We start from the raw sequence: 21,554 nt of genomic DNA on the forward strand, positions 1-21,554 counted from the left end.
TGTCTTGTGTTTGTCTATCGACTCATCTAGGGTTGGTGGCACGTTCCCATTCGACGACGAGGCTGCTCGGTTCCCACTCCCCGGCGTGTCCTCGTTGCGTTCGTGAGAGAGACCGCGCCATGCCCGATGCGTCCGTGATCGACTTTCCCGCCGGCACGCCGGCGGCCCCCGGCCCCGATCCGGCCGGCCCCGCACCCTCGGGCCGCGCACCCACCGGCGCCGATCCCGCCGCGCTGGTGCACGGCCATTTCGCCGGCGCCGACCGGCTGGACATGGCCCCGTACAACGAGATCATCACCTGCACCACCCGGCTGTACCTGGACTCACTGGACCCGGCGGCCCCGCCGTCGCCGCGCGTGCTGGAGGCCCGGCTGCTGGCCCTGGTCAACCAGGCGATCGACCTGGCGAACGACCGGGCCCGGCGCAGCACCGAGAAGTACCCCTGCGCCCGGTCCCTGACCCACTGGCAGGTCGCGCAGATCCTGCTCCGGCTGCATCACGTGATCCGGATCGCGCCCAGCACGGCCGACACCGACCGGGACTACGACCTGCTGGCGATGTACTGCGACACCGGACGCGCCCGCGGCACCTACACCACCAGCGAGGACGACATCCGCACCAGCGCCCGGCGCTACCACACCGCCCTGACGGTCAAGGAGTTCGTCGAGGTGATCGCCGTCCTGCGGGAGGACGCCCCGCGCCGGCACCAGTGCCTGCACCGCGACCTGGTCGCGGTCGGCAACGGCGTCTTCCACTACGGCACCGAGCCGGCCGACCTGATCGTCGCGGGCCGGGCCTTCCACTTCACCCCGAAGACGCTGCACCCGTTCGATCCGGCTCTGACCTTCCTCGCCAAGTGCCACGTCGACTACGTCGCGAACCCGCCCAACCCGGTGATCGACCAGCCCGACGGCACCCCCTGGGACGTGGTGTCCTGGCTGGAGGACCTGTTCCGCGACGCCGACGACCCGGAGTTCACCCAGCGCCATCAGGGCCTGGCGGCGCTGGTCTGGGAGATCATCGGCGCGATCATCCGGCCGCACGTGAGCTGGGGCAAGACCGCCTGGTTCTACTCCGAGCAGGGCAACAACGGCAAAGGCACGATCTGCCGGCTGCTGCGCAACCTGTGCGGCCCGGGCGCGCACACCTCGATCCCGCTGGCCGACTTCGGCAAGGAGTTCGCCCTGGAGCCGCTGATCCGGGCCTCGGCGATCATCGTCGACGAGAACGACGTGGGCACCTTCATCGATCAGGCGGCCAACCTGAAGGCCCTGGTCACCAACGACCCGATCCAGATCAACCGGAAGTACCGGATGCCGGTCACCTTCCAGTTCTGGGGGCTGATGGTGCAGTGCCTCAACGAGTTCCCCCGGGTGAAGGACAAATCGGAGAGCTTCTACCGCCGCCAGCTGTTCGTCCCGTTCACCCGCAGCTTCACCGGCCGGGAGCGCCCGGCGATCAAGGAGGACTACCTGCAGCGCCGCGAGGTGCTCGAGTACGTGCTGTGGCACGCGCTGCACCGGGCCGGGGCCAGCACACCGGGCCGCTTCTACCGGTTCTCCGAGCCCCCGGCGACCCGGGCGGTGCTCGCGGAGTACAAGGAGACCAACGACCCGGTCCGCGCCTTCTGGGCGGAGTTCCGGGACCGCTTCGTGTGGGACCTGCTGCCGTTCACCTTCCTCTACGAGCTGTACAAGGCCTGGTTCGCCGAGATGTCCCCGAAAGGCTCCCCGGTCAGCCACAAGCAGTTCGTCACCGACCTGGTCGCCATCGTCCGCGCCGACGACCAGTGGCACTGCCCGGACAAGAACCGCAAGATCCGCCCCGGCCGGCACATGGCCCGGCCCGAGCTGCTGATCGCCGAATACGAGCTCACCAAGTGGCTCAACCCGCACTACGCCAGTCCGGGACAGGATCCGCGGAAGCGGTCCCAACCGGTCCTGCAGGCCAACTACCGGGGCCTGCTGCGCCACCCCGGCCGACCCCCGCAGGCCCCGGGCGCCGCGCCCGGACCCGGGACCGACCGGCCGGGGCGTGGCGAGGCGGGGGAGGCGACCCCGCCCCGCTGACCCGCGGCCCGCCGTCCCCGTGTCCGAGGAGGACCCCACTGATGACCCTCACCCTGCCGAACCCCCCGGCGCCCGTGCGCCCGGCCCCCGCACGACCGGCTCCGGCGGTGACCGCGGACACCGCGGCGTTCACGTTCTACGACATCGAGTCGCTGGCCAACGTGTTCACCGTGTGCGCCTACACGCCGGGGGAGCGGGGCACCGGCTGGCTGGAGGCGTTCCACCTGATCGATCCGGCCGCCGACGGCACCCGGTGGTCCGAGACCCTGGATCACCGCGCCCTGGGGGACGCGATCTTCGCCAGCAACCCCGGCCTGCCCCGCTTCCCGGCGACCCGGCTCCGGTTCTGGGACCTGCACGAGGACGCGGCGAATCTGCGGCTGGCCGCCCTGGTCGGGCTCAGCGACGCCGAACTGGTGGGCGACCCCGGCAGCGCCTCCGCCTACCCGCCGCAACTGCGCCCGGTCTGCGACACCGACCCGGACTACGACCCGCGCCGGCACCCGTTCCTGGCCGGCTACAACTCCTTCCTCTACGACACCACGATGCTGGCGCTCTACCTGAGCGAGACGTTCCCGAACCCGGTCGGCGGCCCGCTGGTGCAGCCGACCACCGCGGCCACGATGCGCGCGCACAACGATCACCTGTTCGCCGCCGAGCACGTCGACTACATGCCGCGCTACCTGGGCTGGGAGTCCCCGGCCGCCCGGATCCGCCGGGCGATGCTGCACTCGGGCCGCCACCTGGACGTGGCCCGGCTCAACGAGGCGCAGCGCCGGGTCGGCCTGAAACGCCTGCTCGGCATGCTCGGCCGCCAGATCAAGGAATCCGGCCAGCTGAGCCACGACACCACGATCACCGGCCCCGCCCAGTTCGGCGAGCTGCTGGCCTACAACGTGGCCGACTGCCTCGGGCTGTCCCAGCTGTTCCGGCACCCGGCCTACGCGAGCAACTTCGACCTCAAGGCGGGGCTGCTCGCCCAGTACGCCGAGACCCGGTTCACCGCCGCCGGCGCGATCCGCCGGGACCGGCTCGGCATCGACGCGTCCTCGGCCCGGTTCGTCGGCCGGATCCTGGCCCCGGACCGGCCGCTGACCGACCTGGAGACGGTCTCCTACGTGTACCCGCACCCCGAGGTGGCCCGGGAACGCGGCACCGAGCCGGTCAACGTGCTCGACGCCTGCGTCCGGTTCTTCGAGGAGCACGTCGCACCGGACCCGGCCGGGCACCCGGTGACCGCGGCCCAGGCCGCCGCGCACGCCCGGTTCGGGCAGGTGGTGGCCTACTACCGCGCGATCGAGGGCCGCAACTTCAACGACTCCGAGGAGTACCGCGCCCAGTTCGACCGACCCGCCGACACCCTCGCCGACCTGCCGAAGCGGCCCACCAACCTCCCGTACTTCGACGCCGCCGCACGGCCCACCTCCTGTTTCGCGACCTTCTCCACCGGCGGGATCCACGGGGCGGAGGCCGACCTGGACCGCTTCCTGGGCGACCGGATCGCCTACGTCGAGCAGGACACCCTGCTGCTGCGGGCCCGGGCCGCGTTCCCCGACGCCCGGGACTTCGTCGCCGCCGCGAAAGACCAGCACAACCGGCTCCCGCTGCCCGACGGCAGCACCGTCGACAAGCGGCTGGTGCTGCACGGCTCCGACCCGGCCACGGTGAAATACCGCCGGCCGAAGAAGGGCGACGACGCGCAGAACGCACAGCTGGCCCGCGCCCGGGCCGCCCACCCCGACCCGGCGTCGCTGCTGGCCCGGCAGCGCCCGGCCGACCAGGAACTCGACGTTCACCTGCCCGACGGCACGGTCCTGCCCGGCCGGCTCGTGCTGGACAACACCACGCGCGCGCACGCCTGCTACCGGGAGCGCCCGGCGGCCCGGGACCTGCCGCTGTTCGTGCCCACCCCCGACGGCTCGGACAAGCTGCACCGCCGCTTCACCCGGACCTCGGCCGGCCTGGTGATCCACGAGGACTTCACCAGCTACTACCCGAACCTGCTGCGCAACCTGCGCGCCTTCTGGAACCCCGACCTGGGGGAGGACCGGTACGCGACCATCTTCTTCGACAAGGAGCGCTACGGCCGCGCCCTGAAGAATCCCGACCTCGATCCCGCCGAGACCGCCCGGCTGAACACCCTGCGCAACGGCACCAAACTGATCCTGAACGCGGCCTCCGGCGCGGGCGACGCGAGCCACCGCACCCCGATCCGGATGAACAACCGGATCATCGCGATGCGCATCATCGGGCAGCTGTTCAGCTGGCGGATCGCGCAGGCCCAGACCCTGGCCGGGGCCCGGATCATCTCGACCAACACCGACGGCCTGTACTCGGTGATCGGCGGCGCCAACGGCTTCGACGAGGCCACCAACAACCGCGTGCTGGCCGAGCAGGAGGCCGAGATCGGGATCGCGATCGAACCCGAGCCGCTGTTCCTGATCAGCAAGGACTCCAACAACCGCCTCGAACTGGGCGCGCCGCGGAAGAAGCCCGAGCTGGCCGGGACGATCCGGCCGGCGGCGGTGCTGCGCCCCGACGGCGCCTTCAACCTGGCCCCGCTGGAGATCCGCGCCGCCGGGGGAGGCACCCTGGCCTGCCAGGCCGGGCCGATGCCGACCAAGGCGCTGGCCCATCCGGCGGTGCTCGACTTCGCCCTGGCGCGCTACCTGACCGCGGTCGCGGCCCGGGGCGAGGCGGCCCTGGCCGACCCGTTCGACCCGGTGCTGGGCCGGCGGATGATCGCGGCCGCCCTCGACCCGGCCGACCCGGTCCGGACCCTGCTGCTGTTCCAGAACGTGATCGCGGCCTCCCGCGGCTCGATCACCTATCCGTTCGCCGTCGACCCGGCCGCGGAACCCGCCGAGGGCCCGGACCCCGCCGAGGGCCCGGATCGCGCCGAGCCGGCGGAGCCGGAGCTGCCCAGCGCGGGACTGAACCCGCGACCGCTGCAACTGGTCAACCGGGTGTTCCTGGTCTGCGCGGGCACCCCCGGGGCGGTCTCCCTGCGCACCGCCGGAGCCTGGGTGGTCACCCCGGTCAGCCGGACCAAGCGCCGCGACCACGGCGAACCGGGGGTCCGGACCGACCCGACCGCCCTGGCCATCCTGCGCCACCACGGCTGGGTCCGGACCCGGCTCGAGGCCGCCGCGTCGGCGGGACTGACCGTCCTGCCCGACGACCAGGACGTCGCGATCCGCCGGTCCACCGGCATCGACCCGGCCTGGTCGCTACTTGTCCTCAACGACGACCTGCACACCCTGCCCGCGGACCGGACGGCCGCGCTGCTCGCCGCGCTCGACCTGGACATCTACACCGGCCTGCTCGACCAGACGTTCACCGACAACTGGCGCAACGCCGTGCCCTGAGACCGGCTCACCCCCACCCCCGAAAGGCGCATCCATGACCCCGACCACCCTGCCGCGGACCCCGGCTCCCGCGCGGGCCGCTCCGGATCCGGCCGGCCCGCACCCGCACCCGGACGCGGACCCGGCGGCGGGCCTGCATGCCCGCGCCGACGCCTTCGTGGCGGGCCTGGATCGCGACGGCCGCCGCGCCTGGCTGCAGCGCCGCGGGGTCCCCGACCGGCGCATCCGGCAGGCCCTGCAGGACTCCGGCGACCCGGACCTGGACGCGTTCACCCGCGACCTGGCCCACGGGATCGCCGACCAGGTGGGCCACGCCGGACCGCCGGTGCCGGACTGGCTCGCCGCCCCCTGACCGACCCGCGCTTACCCGGCCGCCGCGCCCCGACCGCCGCGCGCCCCGACCCGCCACCCCGACGACAAGGACCCTCCGCATGCCCCGGCTCTACGCCCCACCGCGGGAGAACCCGATCGAGACCTACCTGCTCGCGCAGTGTCGCGCCCACGACCTGCTGTGCCTGAAGTTCGTCTCCCCGGGCCGGGTGGGCGTCCCGGACCGGGTGCTGGTCGCGCCCGGGGCGACCGTTTTCGTCGAGGTGAAGCGTCCCGGCGGGGCCCCCGACCCCCGGCAGACGGTGATGCACGCCAAACTGCGCCGCAGCGGCGGCACCGTCGCGGTGGTCGCCGGCCGCGCCGACGTCGACCGGCTGCTCGCCCGGCTGCGCGGACGCCGGCGCCCGGATCCGGACCGGGCGCCGGCATGAGCGCCCCCGCCGCCCCGGTCGCTCCGCCGCCCCGGTTCACCCTCGACCCGGAGCAGCAGCGGGCCCACGACTTCCTGGTCACCCACCCGTACGGTGCGGTCTGGCTGGGCGTCGGCACCGGCAAGACCCTGACCACCCTGGCCGCCCTGCAGACCCTGCGGCCGCAGCACCACATCCTGGTCGTCTCGACGGTCTCGATCGCCCGCTCGACCTGGCTCAACGAGATCGCCCGGCACGGCTTCCCGATCCGGACCCGGTCGCTGATCGTCGACGACCGCGACCGCAAGCTGTCCACCGCGCAGCGGCGGGAGCGCATCGGCCAGGTCTTCACCGACCCGCCGACCATGTACTTCCTCAACCAGGAGCTGCTCACCCGGCCGGCGTCGCCGCGCTGCCGGGTCTGTCACGGCCACGGGGGCACCCACCCGGGCCTGCCGTGCCGGCACTGCCAGACCGGCCTGGTCGACCAGCTGCCGGTCGTCGAGGTGCGGGGCCGCGACGGGCGCCCCCACCGCACCCGGCGCTGGCCGTTCCCGACCCTGATCATCGACGAGGCGCAGGGCTTCGGCTCCCCGTCCAGCCGGCGCTTCCAGGCCCTGCAGCTGGTCCGGCCGGCGATCAGCCGGGTGATCGAGCTCACCGGCACCCCGGGCACCCTGCACGACCTGTGGAGCCAGGTCTACCTGCTCGACCAGGGACAGGCCCTGGGCCGCACGATCACCGCGTTCCGGCAGCGCTGGTTCACCCCGCGGATGGTGCACGGCACGACCGTCCCGGCCTCGTGGGACCCGCGACCCGGCGCCGCGGAGGAGATCCACGCCGCGATCCGGCACCTGGTGTTCAGCGCGCCCCGCCACCAGCCGACCCTGCCCGGCGGGCCGCCGCGGGTCATCGATCACCCCGTCCGGCTACCGCCGGAGCTGCAGCAGGCCTACCGGGAGCTTCGGCGCGACCTGGTCCTCGACGTGGTCGATCAGGCCGCCACGCGGCAGGCCGAGCAGGCCTACGCCAGCTGGCTGCGCACCTCCCCGGAGGCCGCCGCGATCCGGGCCGAGCTGGCCGGACTGACCGGGGACGCCCACGCGGCCGCGTCCGCCCGGCACCGGGCGGCCCGGATCCACGACTTCGTCCGCACTCCGGGCCGCTCCCTGGTCACCACGGTGCTGGCGCAGAACCAGGCCGTCCTCACCGGCAAGCTGCTCCAGTTCGCCTCGGGCACCCTCTACACCGGCGACCCGGACGATCCACGGACCACGGGGCGCTACGAGGTTCTGCACACCGCCAAGCTCGACGCGGCCGAGACCCTGGTCCGCCGGCACGCCGGCAGCCCGGTGCTGATCGTCCACCACTTCCGCGCCGACCGCCGGGAACTGCTCACCCGTTTCGCCACGATCGGCATCCACGCCGAGGCCTTCGACGGGTCCCGCGCCATGGAGCACCGGTGGAATGCCCGCCGGATCCCGGTCATGCTGCTGCATCCGGCCTCCGGCGGCCCCGGACTCAACCTGCAACAGGGCGGCTCGACGATGATCTGGTACACCCTGCCGTTCTCGCTGCGGAACTACCTGCAGACGATCGGCCGGCTGGCCCGCCGGGGGCAGCTCGAGCCGGTCACCATCTACCGGCTGATCACCCTGGGCACCCAGGACGAACGCCTGCCCGGGATCCTGGCCGGCCGCAAGACCGACCAGGACCACCTGCTGGAGGCGATGGCGACCGCGCGGGCCACCCGGGACGTGCTGGCCGCCGAGACCCGGGAGGATCTCGCCGACCTCGACGCCCTGTGGCGGGCGCACCGGGCCGCCTGAGCACCCGCACGAACACGGCCGCGGGCCGGCGGGACGGGGCCGCCGCCGGTTCTGGCGGCGACCCCGTCCGGGTGCCGACGGGCGGCGTCGGCGGAGCCGACACGGGGGGATCCGTGACGCACCGGGCGGGCGGGCCCGGGGCGCCGGGGTCTCGACTCGGGCGCCAACCTACCCGCGCCGCCCGGTCCGGTCCGGGGACGACGCACCGCCTCGGGTCAACCTGCTCGACCCCGGAGCCGCCGGCCGGCCACCCCGCCCCCAAGGGGACGCCCCCGGTCCGGAGCACCCCCCAGACCCAGGAGACACACCGATGACCGCAGCGCCGCACCAAGCCCGACGACCCGACCGACCCGACCGACCGGACCGACCGGACTGCTGGATGCCGACCTTCACCGGCCGCCGGGTCTGGCTGCTCGACCCCCGGCCCGAGGACATCAGCATCGCCGACATCGCCCACGCGTTGTCCCAACAGTGCCGCTACAACGGCCACACCCGCGTGCTGCTGAGCGTCGCGGAGCACTGCGTCCTGGTCTCCGAGCTGGTTGCCCCCGAGAACGCCCTGTGGGGCCTGCTGCACGATGCGGCCGAGGCTTATGTGGGTGACCTGATCCGGCCGCTCAAGCAGCAGCTGCCCGACTTCATCCGCATCGAGGCCCGAGTGCTGCGGGCGATCACCGAGCGGTTCGGCCTCGACCCGGTGATGCCCCCGGAGGTGGCCGCGGTCGACACCCGGATCCTGCTCGACGAACGGGCCGCCCTGTTCGACGAGCCCCCCGACGGGCGCATTCCGGGGGAGCGCTGCGGCGTTCGGATCCGGGCCTGGGACCCGCCGACCGCGGAACGGCAGTACCTGCGCCGGTTCCACGAGCTCACGGCCCCGGCCGCCGAGGCATCCCCGTGCGTCCCGGGCTGATGCCCGGCCGGAACGTCGACCGGCTCGACGTCGGGGCCGGCCTGCGAAGGGCGGCCCGGATCGGCTCCGACGATCCCCGGACGCAGACGGTGGCCGAGGACGCGCTCCTCCGGCACGCCCGGGGCGAGGACGAGGCGCCCGGCGCACCTGGCTGGCGCAGTACCCCCGGGACCTGACCAGCTGGCCGATGATCCTGGCGCACAGCCGGGCCGCTACACGGGACACCTGAGGCGGGCCCGGAGCAGGGGCGGGGCCGGCGGGGCCGGCCCGGTGGGGGAGCAAACCACCCCAGCACGCGAGGAAGGCCCGTCATGTCTGCTGCCCCCGGCACCCCCGGTGCCCCCGATGCCCGGTACTCGTCGGAGACGGTGCTCGACCGGACGCACATCACCCTGCTCTTCTGCGACCACCGCGGCCGGATGCGCGAGGACCCGCTCGCGAACTCGACCCACGACGTCGTGCTCGAGGATCCCCGGACCCACCGCACCATGCGGCTGGCCGGGGTCCGCGTCGACGTCACCCGGACGATCAGCGACGCCCAGCGCCACGGGCTGACCGAACTGGTCCACGGCCTGCGCAGCGGCCGTCTCGACGACGACGACCCGGCTGACGGCGACCCGGCCGGGGCCGACGCGGACCAGGTCGACCGGATCCTCGCGGTGCTCGGCATCGCCGCCGAGCCCGCCACCTGACGCCTGAGCCCGCCGCCTGACGCGCGCGTCCCGCGCCGCCGGGCGGCCCGGTGGGTTCCGGACCGGAGGTCCGGCGGGGGAGTGCCCGGACCGGGCAGCCACCCCGCCCCCCACCTCCGTCACGACACCACCTGGCAGGCGCGGGACCGCACCGCCGCCCGCGGACGCCAGTCCTGCTCCACCGGGCCGACCGGCCCGACTCGAAAGGATCACCGGCATGACCGAGACCCTGCCCGGCTTCCGGGCCGAATGCCGCCTGCCCCGGGCGACGCTGCCGGTGGCGGACGGCTATCTGGCCGACGCACAGGACCCGCGCTGGGCGGAGCTCGTGCCCACCACGGTGGCGTGCGCCTGGACCAGCGCCGACCGCGACCCGCGCGACGCCCGCGACGCGTGGGTCCGGCACTTCACCGACGTGCACCGCCACCGCCGCCCGCGCCCCGCTCGCACCGCGGGAGCGCCCCGCACCGCGGTGACCGGCACCGACCCGACCCCGGAGCAGGCGCAGGCCGCCGCGGCCGGGTTCCGGGCCGCGACCGACTACCGCTGGCTCGAACAGGACCCGACCATCCCGCCCGACCACCCTGACCGGTGGCGGGAACGCACCGGCCAGTACTGGTGTGCCGCCGCGGAGCCGGGCCAGGTCTGGGTGATCCCGGACCGGCCGCTGCCCTGCGGGGCGAGCCTGGTCCGGCTGCGCAAGGCCCCGCCCGACCGGCGGGTCTGGCAGCGCTCCGCCGCGTGGCTGGACGGGGTCGTGCTCGAGGAGCGCGCCCGGCTCCGGCCCGCGGCCTGACCTCCGCGCGCCACCCCGGAACAGGAGCCCACCGAGGGACCTCTCCCTCGACCTCCTGGCCGGCCGGATCCCTGGAGGCGGCCGGTGTCGCCGGTGTCGCCGGACGTCCCGCCCCCACCAGCCCGCGCCCCACCCTCCCCGGGGCCTCCGCAGCCGCCCCCACCGGGCCCCATGCGACCCCGATGACCCGATCGGAGCACGACCATGAACTTCTTCCACAACCCGTTCCGGCGCAACCGCCGCAGCAGCGTCCTGCCCGCGGAGGGTACGCGTCCCGGATGCCGCGCCAGGTGCGGGAGCACCTGGATTCCGCCCTGCGGGATTGGCTGCGGTTCCTCCCCGAGGAGCCGGGGATCTACGAGGACGGCCACGGCGACTACTGGGAGTTGCACGCCGACGGCTCCTGGACCGACCACCTGGGACAGACCCGGGGGCCCGAATGGCAGGGCCTGGTGGCCCTGTTCGGCCCGATGACGCGGGTGACCGCCGGGACCGGCCGGGGGTGAGATGAAGATCCATCCGCTCCGGGATCTCGCGTGGCAGGAGCAGGCGCTGTGCGCCCAGACGATCCCGGCGGCCGCGCAACCGGAGGTCTTCTTCCCCGAACCCGGCGGCTCCGGCGTACTCGCCAAGAAGATCTGCGCCCGCTGTGCCGTCCGCGTCGCCTGCCTGGACTACGCGCTGGAGACGAATGTCCGGCACGGGATCTGGGGCGGCCTGGCCGAGGCCGAACGGACCCGGATCCGTCGCGCCGCCGGGACGGGCGGCACCAAGCACGCCCGGGACGCCCGCATCCGGCGGCTGGCCGACGCCGGCCTCGGCACCCGGGCCATCGCCGGCCGGCTCGACCTGGACGAGCGCACCGTGCGCCGCGTCCTGGACCGGACCGACCTGCCCGAGGCCGGCTGACGCGGGCCGACCCCTCTGCCGCACTCCGCGCCGACCACTCCGCCTCGCGCAGCGATGCCGCTGACGCGAGTCCGGACCTCGCTTCCTCCCCACCGTTTCGATCCCCAGGAGCCCCCCGTGTCCCCCTTCCCCGATGACCTGGACGCCGGCCTGCTGCCGTCGACCGACCCCACCTGCCAGCCCGAGGCACGCCTGATCGAGCCTGTGCTCGGCGCCATCCGGATTGCCGTCGACACCGGCAGCATCACCGCGGCCCAGGCGTTCGCCGGCCGGATCTACCGCCGCAAGACGACCAACGACCTCACGCCGTTCGGGGCGTCCCCGGACGGGACCTACGGCTCCGCCGACGACGACGTCTACCTCGAGCTCGGCGTCCGGGTGCCGTCGTCGGCGGCCTCCCCGGTGCGCGACGCGATCCGCGCCGTCGAGGCCACGGTGCTCGACCAGCGCCTGTGGGACGCCCACCTGCGTCTGGAGCAGGCGCGGCGGCGCACCGCCTCCTCGCAGCAGGACGAGGCCCGGATCCGGGACGAGATGGTTCGTCTCTTCGGCAGCCTGCCCTGATCCCCCCACCCGACCCAGGAGCCCCCGATGACCGGCCTGTTCACCCAGCCCGCCGACGCCGTCCTCGACGACGTCGGCGCGTTCTACACCGGGGGAGTGCTGCCCTGGTTCCACAGCGCCGTCCGGAGCCGGACCGACCCGCACCGGCTCGCGGTGACCCTGTGGGACCCCGAGGCCGCCACCGAGGGCGGCGCGCTCCGCGTCTACACCCTGACCGCCACCGACCTCAAGAACGCCGTGCGCGAGGCCCGGCGCCGCGGCTACCGGCTGTGCTGCGCCGCCGACGTCACCGGGGAGGGCATCGGCTCCGGCTGCGCCTGGGACTTCGACGTCATCGTGCAGACCGCCTGCTACGGCGAGCTGGTCTTCGGCTGACCCCGGTACCCCGACGGAACGGAGATCCCGCCATCACCGACCCCACCCACCGCTGGACCTGCGCCTGCGGCGAACCGATGGCACGCCACCGGGGAGACGGCGACCAGTGCTGCCCGGCCTGCGGGCAGTGGTTCAACGCCGTCGGCCAGCGCCTGCGCCCCGACTGGATCGCCAACCCCTCCCTCGGGAACGAGGACCTCGACGACCTGGAGGGGTTCGAGCGGGCCGCGCTCGCGCGCGAGTCCGCCTGACGGCACCGCCCCGGCCCCATCCCTCCGGTCCCATCACCCCGGGCGGACCCCACCCCACCACCCCGCCGACCGGCCGGACAACACCCGCGCGGACCCGGACAACACCGGACCGATGCGGACAACACCCGGGCGGTTCGGACACCACCGGGGCGGTTCGGACAGCACCGGAGCGGTTCGGACACCACTGCACCGTTTCGGGAGACGCTTCGGGAGACACCTCACGACCAGAATCGAAGAACCCCGTCCCGAGGAGCTTCGATGACCTTCCGCCACAAAGAACCCGGACCCCGTCTTCCCCGGCCGAACCGACGCAGGTACGCCCGCCTCGCCGCCGTGCGGCGGCGTCCCCACCCCCGTGACCAGCGCGGCGGCCGCCGGCGTCACCCCACACCGGCCCGGCACGGCGCCGCATGTGCGTGGTGCCCACGCCCGCTGAGCGGACTCCGGCCGGGGCCGTTCCGCCGCGCCCGGCACCGCCCCGGCCGTCCGCTCATGCCGAGAAGGGCCGTCCCGATGACCTCCGACCCCCGCCCCGACCCGGCCCCCGCGTCCACCGGACCCACCGGTTTCGAACTGGCCCGGCTGCAGCTGAGGTCCTTCGAGGCCCGCGAGCACGTGCGGCACCACCTGGGCCGCACCGCGTTCGCCGGGGATGCCCGGATCGCGGCCGTCCACGTCGAGAACACCGCTCGGGTCGACCGGGTGCACCTCACCGCGTTCGACGACGCCGGTCGTGCCGTCGGCCACGCCACGGTCTACCTGGACGTCCTGACCGAACGACTCGACCTCACCGTGGAGTTCAGTCACGACACCACCGGGATGACGGTCCCGCCGCACTCCGACCTGGCGCACGCGGTGGCCCGGGCGGACGGCTGGGTGGTGGACATGGCCGCGCTGCGGGCCTCCCGGCGCGAGGTGGACGTGGCCCGCACCCGGCGGGCGGCGCTGCTCGCCCTGATCGGCGACCTGCTCGGGTCCGGTGAGGCCCGCGGGTTCCTGCTGGGCCCCCTGGACCCCACCCGTCCCCGACCGGGCGGTCCGGGCCGGACCTGACCGCGCATCCGCACGCGTGGACCTCCGCGGACCGGCTCACGCCGGTCCCGGGGGACGCGGCGGACGGCTCCCCGCCGGAGGCGGACTCGGCCCGGTCGGCTCCCCGGTGACCGGTCAGGCGCCCGGGGTGATCCGCAGCGCGGACCCGGCGTAGATCCGGTTCGGGTCGGTGATCCCGTTGGCCCGCATCAGGATCTCCAGCGGGACGCCGGTCGCCGCGGAGATCCCGCTCAACGTGTCGCCCCACCGGACCACCCAGATCCACGATCCGTCGGGCGGGGCCGGCGCGGGCGACGGCGGGACCGGTGTCGCCGGCTCCACCGGGACCGGTGCGGCCGGCGTCTCGTACGCATCGGGTACCCCGTTGCGGTTCGCATCCGGCAACCGGAGCCACCCCGGCTCGGCGGACGCCGCCACCGGGCCGGGCACCGGACCCGCCGCCGGATCCGCGACCGCCAGCTGGGTGACCCCGACCCCGGCGGCCACTACGGCCGCGCCCACCATCAGACCCGCCGCGAGCACCGGCCCCGCCCCGAAGCCGAGCGGTCCCCGCCGGCCCCCGGAAGCCGGGGCCTGCGCAGCCGGGCCCGCCGTCTCCGGGGCGGCTGTCTCCGGGGCCGCCGGCCGGGGCGGGCGCGGTACCGCCGTGCTGAGGTCTTTCGTCCCGGACATCCCGGCCCTTTCACTCGATCCTATTGATTCATGCCTCCATTCTATCAATAGACGTATCATTGTGGTGTCGGCGGATGCCCGGGCGGACGTATCTCCCGGGACCCGGCGCCGCGACCCCTCCGCACCCCGAAGGAACCCACCATGGCCAACTACGCCGTCTCCGCCCACCAGCTGACCGAGGGCGGCACCGTCCTGGTCCGCGGCACGCTCGGCTACTCCCGGCTGACCCGCCTGATCGACGGTGAGGACCTGGTCCGCAGCAACCAGCGCAAGATCGCCGCCGGGATGAACCCGGTCACCAAGCCGCACACCACCGTGACCGTCGCCCAGGCCGAGGTCCTGTACGCCGACCCGGCAGCCCCGACCATCGACGAGCGGTTCGTGGCCGAGCGCTGCTACCTCTCGCCCAAGCACCCGGACAAGGGGCCCCAGTATTCGATCGACTCGAAGGGCCAGACCCTGCCGATCATCGCGATCCCCGACGGCGCGGGGACCTACACCCAGGACACCTCCGGCCGTGAGCTGGCCGCCGATCTGACGGTGTCCCTCGTCCTCCGGGTCTACAAGCCGCAGAACTTCGCCAACTGCGGCCTGGCCCTGGACCAGGTGATCGTGCACGAGCCGGTCAAGTACTACGGCGGGGGCGTGAACACCGCCGAGCTGGCGGCCCGTGGGATCGTGTTCAGCACGCCGCCGCGCGCGATCCGCGCCGCCGATGCGACGCCCGCCGGCCAGGTCCCGCCGGTCCCGGCCGACGGCGCCGTCCCCGGCAGTGCCGTCCCCGGCCTCGAGGCCGCGCCGGCGCTGGTGCTGCCGGAGCCGATGGCCGACGCCCCGGTGCCGACCGCGATCCCGGCCGTCACCGGGGCGGGGCCGGCGCCCGAGCCTCGCGCGGGGGAGACCCCGGAGCAGAAGCTGGCCCGGCTGGAGGCCGAGAACGCCGCCCTGCGCGGCGGCGGATCCGCCTTCGGGGACCCCGTCGGGGCCGGCGTGGGCAGCCCCTGGGACCAGGGCGGCCACCCCGTCACCGGCGGCATCGCCTACGAGGGCTGAGCACCGGGCGCCTCCGCCCCGCCGCCGGCGCCGGGCCGGCGCACCCGGTTGATCCCGCCGCACCGAGAGGAGTCGCGTGCCCGCCTTCGACCCGCGGATCACCTTCGGGGAGTTCTACCGCAATCCGGTGATCCGCAGCCTCGCGCCCGCCAGCCGCTGGACCGTCTCCGGCCGGCTCGGGGACCTGGCGCCCACGGACGCCGCAGGGCCGCCGGCCGGCGGCGGCCCCACCTACAAGGCCCCGATCGACGCCCGGGAACTGATCCGCACCGGCCGGGTCCGGGGCGCCTGGGCGGTCGACCGGGCCTGCCTGGTCACCCTCGACGAGCTGACCCGCCACGTGCCGCGGGCCAGCAACGTCGCCTTCCACGTCCAGGCCCAGACCGACGGGGTGCTCGTGCTCGACATCGAGCCCAGCTGCCCGCCCGACCTCGCCGACGACCTGTTGCGGCTGCCCGGCCTGCTCTACACCGAGCAGTCCATGTCCGGGCTCGGCTTCCACGCCCTCGCCCCGCTCCCGGCCAACTTCCGGGACTTCCCGGCCGCGACCCGGATGCGCCGGCTGCAGGAGGAGCACCGCTGGTTCGAGCTGCTGCTCGACCACTGGATCACCTTCACCCGCCGTCCCGTGGCGGCAACCGTCCGCGCCCGGATCGCCGGCCGGACCACCCCGCCCCGGGTCGCCTCGGTCGCCGCGCTGTACGCCCAACTCGCCGGGTCCGCGCGCCCCACCGCCCGTCCCGCGGCGCTCGATCTGGGCCCCGGGATGCCGGAGATCCCGCACGCGGACGCGATCGTGCGGCAGACCCTGGACCGGGTCCGGGGCCGGCTGCGGACCCCGGCGGACTTCCACCACGACCTGTCCCGCTGGGAGTTCTCGGTGCTGGGGGCCCTGCACCACGCGATGCGCGGCCCGCTGGCCACCCGGACCGCGTTCGGCACCCGCTACCCGCCCGCCGCGCAGGCCCGGCTGCTCTACCTGGCCGCCCGCGCCGTCCTGCCGCACCGGCCCAAGCACGACGAACGCCGCCACGGCCGCCCGTTCCTGCTCGACCGGGCCGCGGCCCTGATCGCCGAACGCGAGGCCGCACGGTCCACCCCCGATCCTTCCTCCGACACAAAGGTCACCCCGTGAAGTTCAACGACACGCTCACCACGCTCGTCCGGCAGGCCCTCGAGGTCGGCGCGACCCCGGCCCTGATGGGGGAGCCGGGCATCGGCAAGTCCTCCTTCGTCGCGGACCTGGCCTACGCCATGGGCACCCGGGCCTTCGTCCTGCCCTGCAACCAGCTGGCCGACAAGGCCGACCTGACCGGCGCCCGCCTGGTGCCCTACACCCGGGCCGACGGCACCGAGACCTACAAACAGGTCTTCTATCCGCATCAGGTCATTCAGGAGTGCATCGAGTACGCCGAGGCCAACCCCCGGGAACGGCCGCTGCTGTTTCTCGACGAGATCAACCGGACCACCTCCGACGTCACCAGCGGTGCGCTGACCCTGGTCACCCTGCGCCGGATGGGCCACGTCACCCTGCCCGCCAACGTGCGCCTGCTGGTCGCGGGCAACGACCGGGGCAATGTCACCGCGCTCGACGAGGCATCCCTGTCCCGCTTCGTCATCGTTCGGGTGGAACCGGACGCTGGCACGCTGATGTCGGTGCTCGGCGACGCGCTCCATCCCTGGGTGCGCAAGGTGCTCACCCAGTTCCCCAATCTGGTCTTCCAGAAGTCGACCCCGACCGCCCTGGTCGCCGACGGCCGCAGCGACGACGACGGCGACGACAACACGGTCACTATGGCCGAGCTGTTCGACGGCGGGGAGGAGATGAACCAGCTCACCACCCCGCGCACGATCGACAACCTGTCCCGGTGGCTGAGCGCCGCGGACCGGCAGGAGCTGGCCTCCTACCTGGCCACGCCCGTCCAGATCGGGGCCCGGGAGACGACCCAGCTCAACGAGATCTGCGAGGCCTTCACCGGCGACACGATGTTCACCACCCAGGTGGTGGCCACGATCGCCGAGGATCTGGCCTCCGGCAGCGGGGGAGCCACGCCGAATCAGATCACCGTGCCGAAGCCGACCTGCTACCCCGACCTCAAGGCGGCCGGGACGGTCAGCGACCTGGAGACCCTGATCGCCGGGCTGACCCAGAACGAGATCTCCGGATCCCTGGTGTTCGCCCTCCGGGAGCACGCCGACAACACCCGGCTGCTGGAGCACCTGGCCCAGGCCCTGACCGAGCTCCAGCAGGAGCACCTGCGCACGCTGCTGGCGCTGGCCGCGGCGGGGCAGCTGAACCGGCAGAACCAGGAGGCGCTGTTCGACAGCGACGCCCCGGTCGTCGACAAGATCCAGCCGCTGCTGGCGGCGTTCCTCTGACCGGCGGCCCGGCCGCCGTCCCCCGAAGGAGATGCCCGTGACGATCACGGTGACCAACCAGCTGCCGGCGGTGCTCGACCCGGTGCACACCCTCGCCTGCGGCGGCGCCTACGACCCGCTGCCCGCCCTGCGGACGATGCTCGTCGACCCGCTGCTGCGGCCGCTGCCCGGCGCGGCGGCGGTGACCGTCACCGACGGCGGCGGGCACGACCTGACCGCGGACCTGCCCGACCTGATCCTGCGCTGCCTCGGGGACCGGGTCGACGTGGCCGCCGAGGCCACGGTGAAGAGCGTGCTCGGGCAGACCCTGGTGCACTTCGACCCGCAGGCCGCCCTCCCGGTCGGCGAGGTGTTCGCGGTCCAGGCGGGCCAGCAGCACAAGTGGCCCGCCCCGTCGGCCCGGGTGCTGTACTCGGCCCAGCACGACGTGATCCCCGCGGCCAAGGGCCTGCTGGCCGGATCGGCCGACCCGAGTGAACTGTTCGCGGCCCTCGCCTACACCTACCACCCGCACACCCTGGGCTTCTGGTTCCCGACCTCGGCCGCCTTCGACGACTTCCGGGCGTGGCTGGCCCAGCAGGTCGGGACCCTCAGCAGCCTCCCCGCGATGCCGCCGGACACCGTCCGACTGATGGCCGACTTCGGGAAGCTGACGCTGACCGGGCTCACCGAATCGCTGGTGCTGCGCCGGGACGACGCCGACGGCAATCACCCGTTCTCCTTCGCCCGGCTGCTGGTCAACCTGCTGATGACCTACGTCCGCCAGCAGCAGACCAACGCCGGAACCGTCCCCGGGAACACCGCCGGGGCCGTCCCGGGGAGCGCGGCGGCACCGCAGGCCGGAGTCCTGCCGTTCACACTCGGGGAACTGCTGTGTCCCCGGACCCTGGTGCTGGTCAACGTCGAGGCCCATGCCCGGGCCACCCCGGCCCGGGTCACCCACGAGTGGGACCTGATCCGCCGGTGCCTGGCCGGACAGGTGACAGTCGTCTCGCACACCCACCTGTCGAAGCTGACCTCGCTGGCCCGCGCCGCGGTCCGGGCCCAGGTGCTCGGCCGCCAGCAGCAACCGGGCCAGCCGGGCTCCCGCTCGGCGCAGGTGAAGTTCCGCAAGGCGCCACCCTCCCGGCTGGACCTGTACGGGGACCTGGTCCGGGTGCTCCGGCGGATGCACACGGTCAACCGGTCGCAGCACGTCTTCCGGTCCACGAAGATGACGTTCCTCAAGGCGAACCGGCGCGACCCGGCCGACTTCAACAAGCCCGGCCGGAGTACCGCGGTGCGGTACCTGCCCGACCTGCACATCTACATCGACACGTCCGGATCGATCTCCGAGGTGAACTACCAGGAGGCGGTGCTGATGCTGATCGGGATCGCCCAGAAGCTCAACATCAACCTGTACTTCAACTCCTTCAGCCACGTGTTGTCGCAGGAGACCCTGCTGAAGGTGGCGAACCGGTCCCGCGGGCGGATCTGGCAGGAGTTCCGCCGGGTGCCGAAGGTGACCGGCGGCACCGACTTCAAGCAGGTCTGGGACCACATCAACGCCGCCCCGGTACGCCGGCGCCGGTTGTCGCTGATGATCACCGACTTCGTCTGGGCACCTCCGCCCACCCGCGAGGAGCACCCGGCCACCCTGTTCTACGCCCCCTGCTCGGCGATGGACTGGGGCGCGATGGTCAGCGCCGCCGAGACGTTCACCAAGGCGATGAAGCACATCGACCCGAGCATCCGGCAGAAACTGCTGGGCATGGTCGTGTGAGCCGTCGCCCACCCCCATCGATACCCCGCCGGGCCCGGCACTGCTGCCGGGCCCCGGACCCCGTCCCGAGGAGGACGCATGGGCCTCAGCAATTTCACGTCCGGCCCCGACGACGACCCGAACACCCCCGGCGGCCCGCCGGCCCCGCCGCCCGGCAGCGGCCCCGGCAGCAGCTCCGGCACCGGCACCGGCGGGGGTCCCCGCGGCGGCGGGGACCCCGACGTGGCGGACCTGCTGATCGACTACAACGCGAAATTCCGGACCGCCGGCCCGACCCTGTTCCGCGACGCCCTGATCGAACAGGTCCTGGCGGTGCTGATCGGCCGGACCAAACCGAACGTACTGCTCACCGGTTCCGCCGGGGTCGGCAAGACCCGGATCGTGGAGGACATCGCTCGCCGGATCGCGCTGGGCGACAGCCTGATCCCCGACCAGCTGCGCGACCACACCGTCTTCGAGCTGCCGGTCACCAATGTCGTGGCCGGCTCCGGCATTGTCGGGTCGCTGGAGGAGAAGGTCCGCGCGATCGTGCAGTTCGCCGCCGACCCCGCCAACAAGGTGATCCTGTTCATCGACGAGATCCACCAGATCACCGGGGGCAGCTCCAGCCACGGCGACGCGACCCACCGCAAGATCTCCCAGATCCTGAAACCGGCCCTGGCCCGCGGCGAGATGGCGGTGATCGGGGCGACCACGACCACCGAGGCCCGCGGGTTCGACGAGGACCCCGCCTTCGCCCGGCGGTTCACCCCGCTGCTGGTCGACGAGCTGACCGTGGCCCAGTCCCGCCGGATCCTGCACACGGTCCGCCCGGGCCTGATCGCCCACTACCGGCACCAGGTCGGGGTCTCCGACGCGGTGCTCGACGAGACCGTCCGGGTCGCCGAGACCCACGCCCGCGCCGACCAGCACCGGCCCGACACCGCGATCACCCTGCTGGACCGGGCGATGGCGGTCCGGGTGCTGGAGCACAAGAAGCTGATCGTCGAGGCCGAGGCCGCCGGGAACACCGCCCTGGTGACCACCCTGCGGTCGATGCCGCAGGTCCCGCTGACCGCGGCCCGGGTGCGCGAGGTGGCCACCCGGCTGCTGACCGGCAACGCGCGGCGGCACACCTTCGACGTCGCCACCCTGCACGCCACCCTGACCGGGACGCTGCAGGGCCAGGACGACGTGCTCGCCCGGCTCACCGACCGGATCGCCCGGGCCGAACTCGACCTGTTCCCGACGAAGGTCCCGACCACCTGGCTGCTCGCCGGGGCGTCGGGGGTCGGCAAGACCGCCACCGCGAAGATCATCGCCGACCAGATGACCGGCACCGCGCCGATCGTGCTCAACATGACCGAGTTCCACACCCCGGCCGACACCACCAAGATCGTCGGGGCGCCGCCGGGCCACATCGGCTCGGACTCCGGCCAGGAGCTCCCGTTCGACACCCTGGAGACCAACCCGCACCGGGTGATCCTGCTCGACGAGTTCGAGAAGGCCCATCCGGCGGTGCAGCGGCTGTTCCTGTCCGCCTTCGACGAGGGCTACCTGCGCAACGCCCGCGGCAAGATCCTCGACTTCTCGAAGGCGCTGGTGATCGCCACCACCAACGCCGCCCGGGAGGCCCTCACCGGCAGCCACACCGGCTTCGGCGCGCCCCCGGCGGCCGTCTCGACGCGCAGCCTCACCGCCGCCCTGGAAGGGTTTTTCGACGCCGAACTGCTGGGCCGGTTCTCCCTGGTCGTCGGCTTCAACCCGATCGGCGAGGCGACCTACCGGCAGATCATGGCCGCCGAGTACGCCCGCCAACGGGCCCGGATCTGCGACCGGAAGCCCCGGCTGGCCCCGCTGCTGCCACCGGAGATCGACCCGGCCGACCTGACCCGGCTCACCGCGGCCACGTTCGTCGCGTCCCAGGGTGCCCGTCCCGCGCAGAAGGCGGTGCGGGCCTGGATCGAGGACCGGCTGCTCGCCGGCCCGTCCGGGGCGCCCAGCGAGCCGGCCCCGGTCCCGGCGGAGGAACTCCCGCCGGCAGCGGTCCCGTCGGCGGCAGCCGTCCTGCCGGACGCCGCGGCGGCGCCGGACGCCTGACCCGCCCCGCCTCCCGTCTCGTCCCGGCACCCCACACCGTCGCCCCGCGT

General features: G+C 73.8%; 21 protein-coding genes. 20 read left to right on the forward strand and 1 reads right to left on the reverse strand.

Translation table 11 applies throughout. The features are described from left to right. The first annotated feature begins 119 nt into the window (after positions 1-119). From G531_RS22160 to G531_RS22180, 15 genes are all read left to right on the forward strand, one after another. Positions 120-2,069 (forward strand): DNA primase family protein, encoded by a 1,950-nt coding sequence (locus G531_RS22160; RefSeq protein WP_081684072.1) that lies wholly within the window; start codon positions 120-122, stop codon positions 2,067-2,069. A gap of 41 nt (positions 2,070-2,110) precedes the next feature. Then, positions 2,111-5,437 (forward strand): hypothetical protein, encoded by a 3,327-nt coding sequence (locus G531_RS0111780; protein WP_155827964.1) that lies wholly within the window; start codon positions 2,111-2,113, stop codon positions 5,435-5,437. 34 nt (positions 5,438-5,471) lie between these two features. Further along, complete coding sequence (locus G531_RS0111785) at positions 5,472-5,789, forward strand: hypothetical protein (RefSeq protein ID WP_026927410.1); 318 nt, start codon at positions 5,472-5,474, stop codon at positions 5,787-5,789. 79 nt (positions 5,790-5,868) lie between these two features. Then, entirely contained in the window at positions 5,869-6,198 is a 330-nt protein-coding gene (locus G531_RS24655; RefSeq protein WP_051215408.1) for a PDDEXK family nuclease, read from the forward strand. Next, a complete protein-coding gene (locus G531_RS0111795; protein WP_026927411.1) occupies positions 6,195-8,006 on the forward strand; it encodes a helicase-related protein in 1,812 nt (603 codons plus the stop codon). Before G531_RS24655 ends, G531_RS0111795 begins: the two co-directional genes overlap by 4 nt. Positions 8,007-8,385: 379 nt before the next feature. Then, on the forward strand, positions 8,386-8,919 hold the full coding sequence (locus tag G531_RS22170; protein ID WP_035758688.1) for a hypothetical protein: 534 nt from the start codon (positions 8,386-8,388) through the stop codon (positions 8,917-8,919). Continuing rightward, a complete protein-coding gene (locus G531_RS0111805; protein ID WP_026927412.1) occupies positions 8,904-9,095 on the forward strand; it encodes a hypothetical protein in 192 nt (63 codons plus the stop codon). The genes G531_RS22170 and G531_RS0111805 overlap by 16 nt, the downstream gene beginning before the upstream one ends. 135 nt (positions 9,096-9,230) lie before the next feature. After that, positions 9,231-9,611: a hypothetical protein gene (locus G531_RS0111810; protein WP_026927413.1), complete on the forward strand. Its 381-nt coding sequence runs from the start codon at positions 9,231-9,233 to the stop codon at positions 9,609-9,611. A 217-nt stretch (positions 9,612-9,828) separates the two neighbouring features. Continuing rightward, a complete protein-coding gene (locus G531_RS0111815; RefSeq protein ID WP_026927414.1) occupies positions 9,829-10,407 on the forward strand; it encodes a hypothetical protein in 579 nt (192 codons plus the stop codon). A 278-nt stretch (positions 10,408-10,685) separates the two neighbouring features. Continuing rightward, the gene (locus G531_RS0111820; RefSeq protein WP_026927415.1) at positions 10,686-10,913 is read left to right on the forward strand and encodes a hypothetical protein; all 228 of its coding nucleotides are present in this window, start codon (positions 10,686-10,688) and stop codon (positions 10,911-10,913) included. Between the two features lies 1 nt (position 10,914). Further along, positions 10,915-11,316: a WhiB family transcriptional regulator gene (locus G531_RS27105; protein WP_081684073.1), complete on the forward strand. Its 402-nt coding sequence runs from the start codon at positions 10,915-10,917 to the stop codon at positions 11,314-11,316. Between the two features lie 117 nt (positions 11,317-11,433). Then, positions 11,434-11,880, forward strand: coding sequence for a hypothetical protein (locus G531_RS0111830; protein ID WP_026927416.1), 447 nt, complete (start codon positions 11,434-11,436; stop codon positions 11,878-11,880). Positions 11,881-11,907: 27 nt separating this feature from the next. Further along, positions 11,908-12,255, forward strand: coding sequence for a hypothetical protein (locus G531_RS0111835; RefSeq protein WP_026927417.1), 348 nt, complete (start codon positions 11,908-11,910; stop codon positions 12,253-12,255). A 77-nt stretch (positions 12,256-12,332) separates the two neighbouring features. Next, positions 12,333-12,506, forward strand: a complete 174-nt coding sequence (locus tag G531_RS25740; protein WP_155827966.1) for a hypothetical protein — start codon at positions 12,333-12,335, stop codon at positions 12,504-12,506. Between the two features lie 513 nt (positions 12,507-13,019). Beyond that, positions 13,020-13,559 (forward strand): hypothetical protein, encoded by a 540-nt coding sequence (locus G531_RS22180; RefSeq protein WP_245630563.1) that lies wholly within the window; start codon positions 13,020-13,022, stop codon positions 13,557-13,559. 114 nt (positions 13,560-13,673) lie between these two features. Here the strand turns inward: G531_RS22180 and G531_RS0111850 are convergent, their stop codons facing one another. Beyond that, on the reverse strand, positions 13,674-14,231 hold the full coding sequence (locus G531_RS0111850) for a LysM peptidoglycan-binding domain-containing protein (protein ID WP_026927419.1): 558 nt from the start codon (positions 14,229-14,231) through the stop codon (positions 13,674-13,676). Positions 14,232-14,372: 141 nt separating this feature from the next. Here G531_RS0111850 and G531_RS0111855 point away from each other — a divergent pair, with 141 nt between their 5' ends. The 5 genes from G531_RS0111855 to G531_RS22185 all read left to right on the forward strand — a co-directional run bounded on the left by G531_RS0111855 (position 14,373) and on the right by G531_RS22185 (position 21,504). Beyond that, a complete protein-coding gene (locus G531_RS0111855; RefSeq protein WP_026927420.1) occupies positions 14,373-15,284 on the forward strand; it encodes a hypothetical protein in 912 nt (303 codons plus the stop codon). Positions 15,285-15,360: 76 nt separating this feature from the next. After that, on the forward strand, positions 15,361-16,419 hold the full coding sequence (locus G531_RS0111860) for a hypothetical protein (RefSeq protein ID WP_026927421.1): 1,059 nt from the start codon (positions 15,361-15,363) through the stop codon (positions 16,417-16,419). Further along, complete coding sequence (locus G531_RS0111865; RefSeq protein WP_026927422.1) at positions 16,416-17,663, forward strand: AAA family ATPase; 1,248 nt, start codon at positions 16,416-16,418, stop codon at positions 17,661-17,663. Before G531_RS0111860 ends, G531_RS0111865 begins: the two co-directional genes overlap by 4 nt. Before the next feature lie 37 nt (positions 17,664-17,700). Next, positions 17,701-19,425 (forward strand): vWA domain-containing protein, encoded by a 1,725-nt coding sequence (locus G531_RS0111870; RefSeq protein ID WP_026927423.1) that lies wholly within the window; start codon positions 17,701-17,703, stop codon positions 19,423-19,425. Positions 19,426-19,503: 78 nt separating this feature from the next. Continuing rightward, positions 19,504-21,504, forward strand: coding sequence for an AAA family ATPase (locus G531_RS22185; RefSeq protein WP_081684074.1), 2,001 nt, complete (start codon positions 19,504-19,506; stop codon positions 21,502-21,504). Positions 21,505-21,554: the final 50 nt, after the last annotated feature.

The organism is Granulicoccus phenolivorans DSM 17626 = NBRC 107789 = JCM 15570 (genome assembly GCF_000423085.1).
GTDB classification, from domain to species: Bacteria; Actinomycetota; Actinomycetes; order Propionibacteriales; family Propionibacteriaceae; genus Granulicoccus; species Granulicoccus phenolivorans.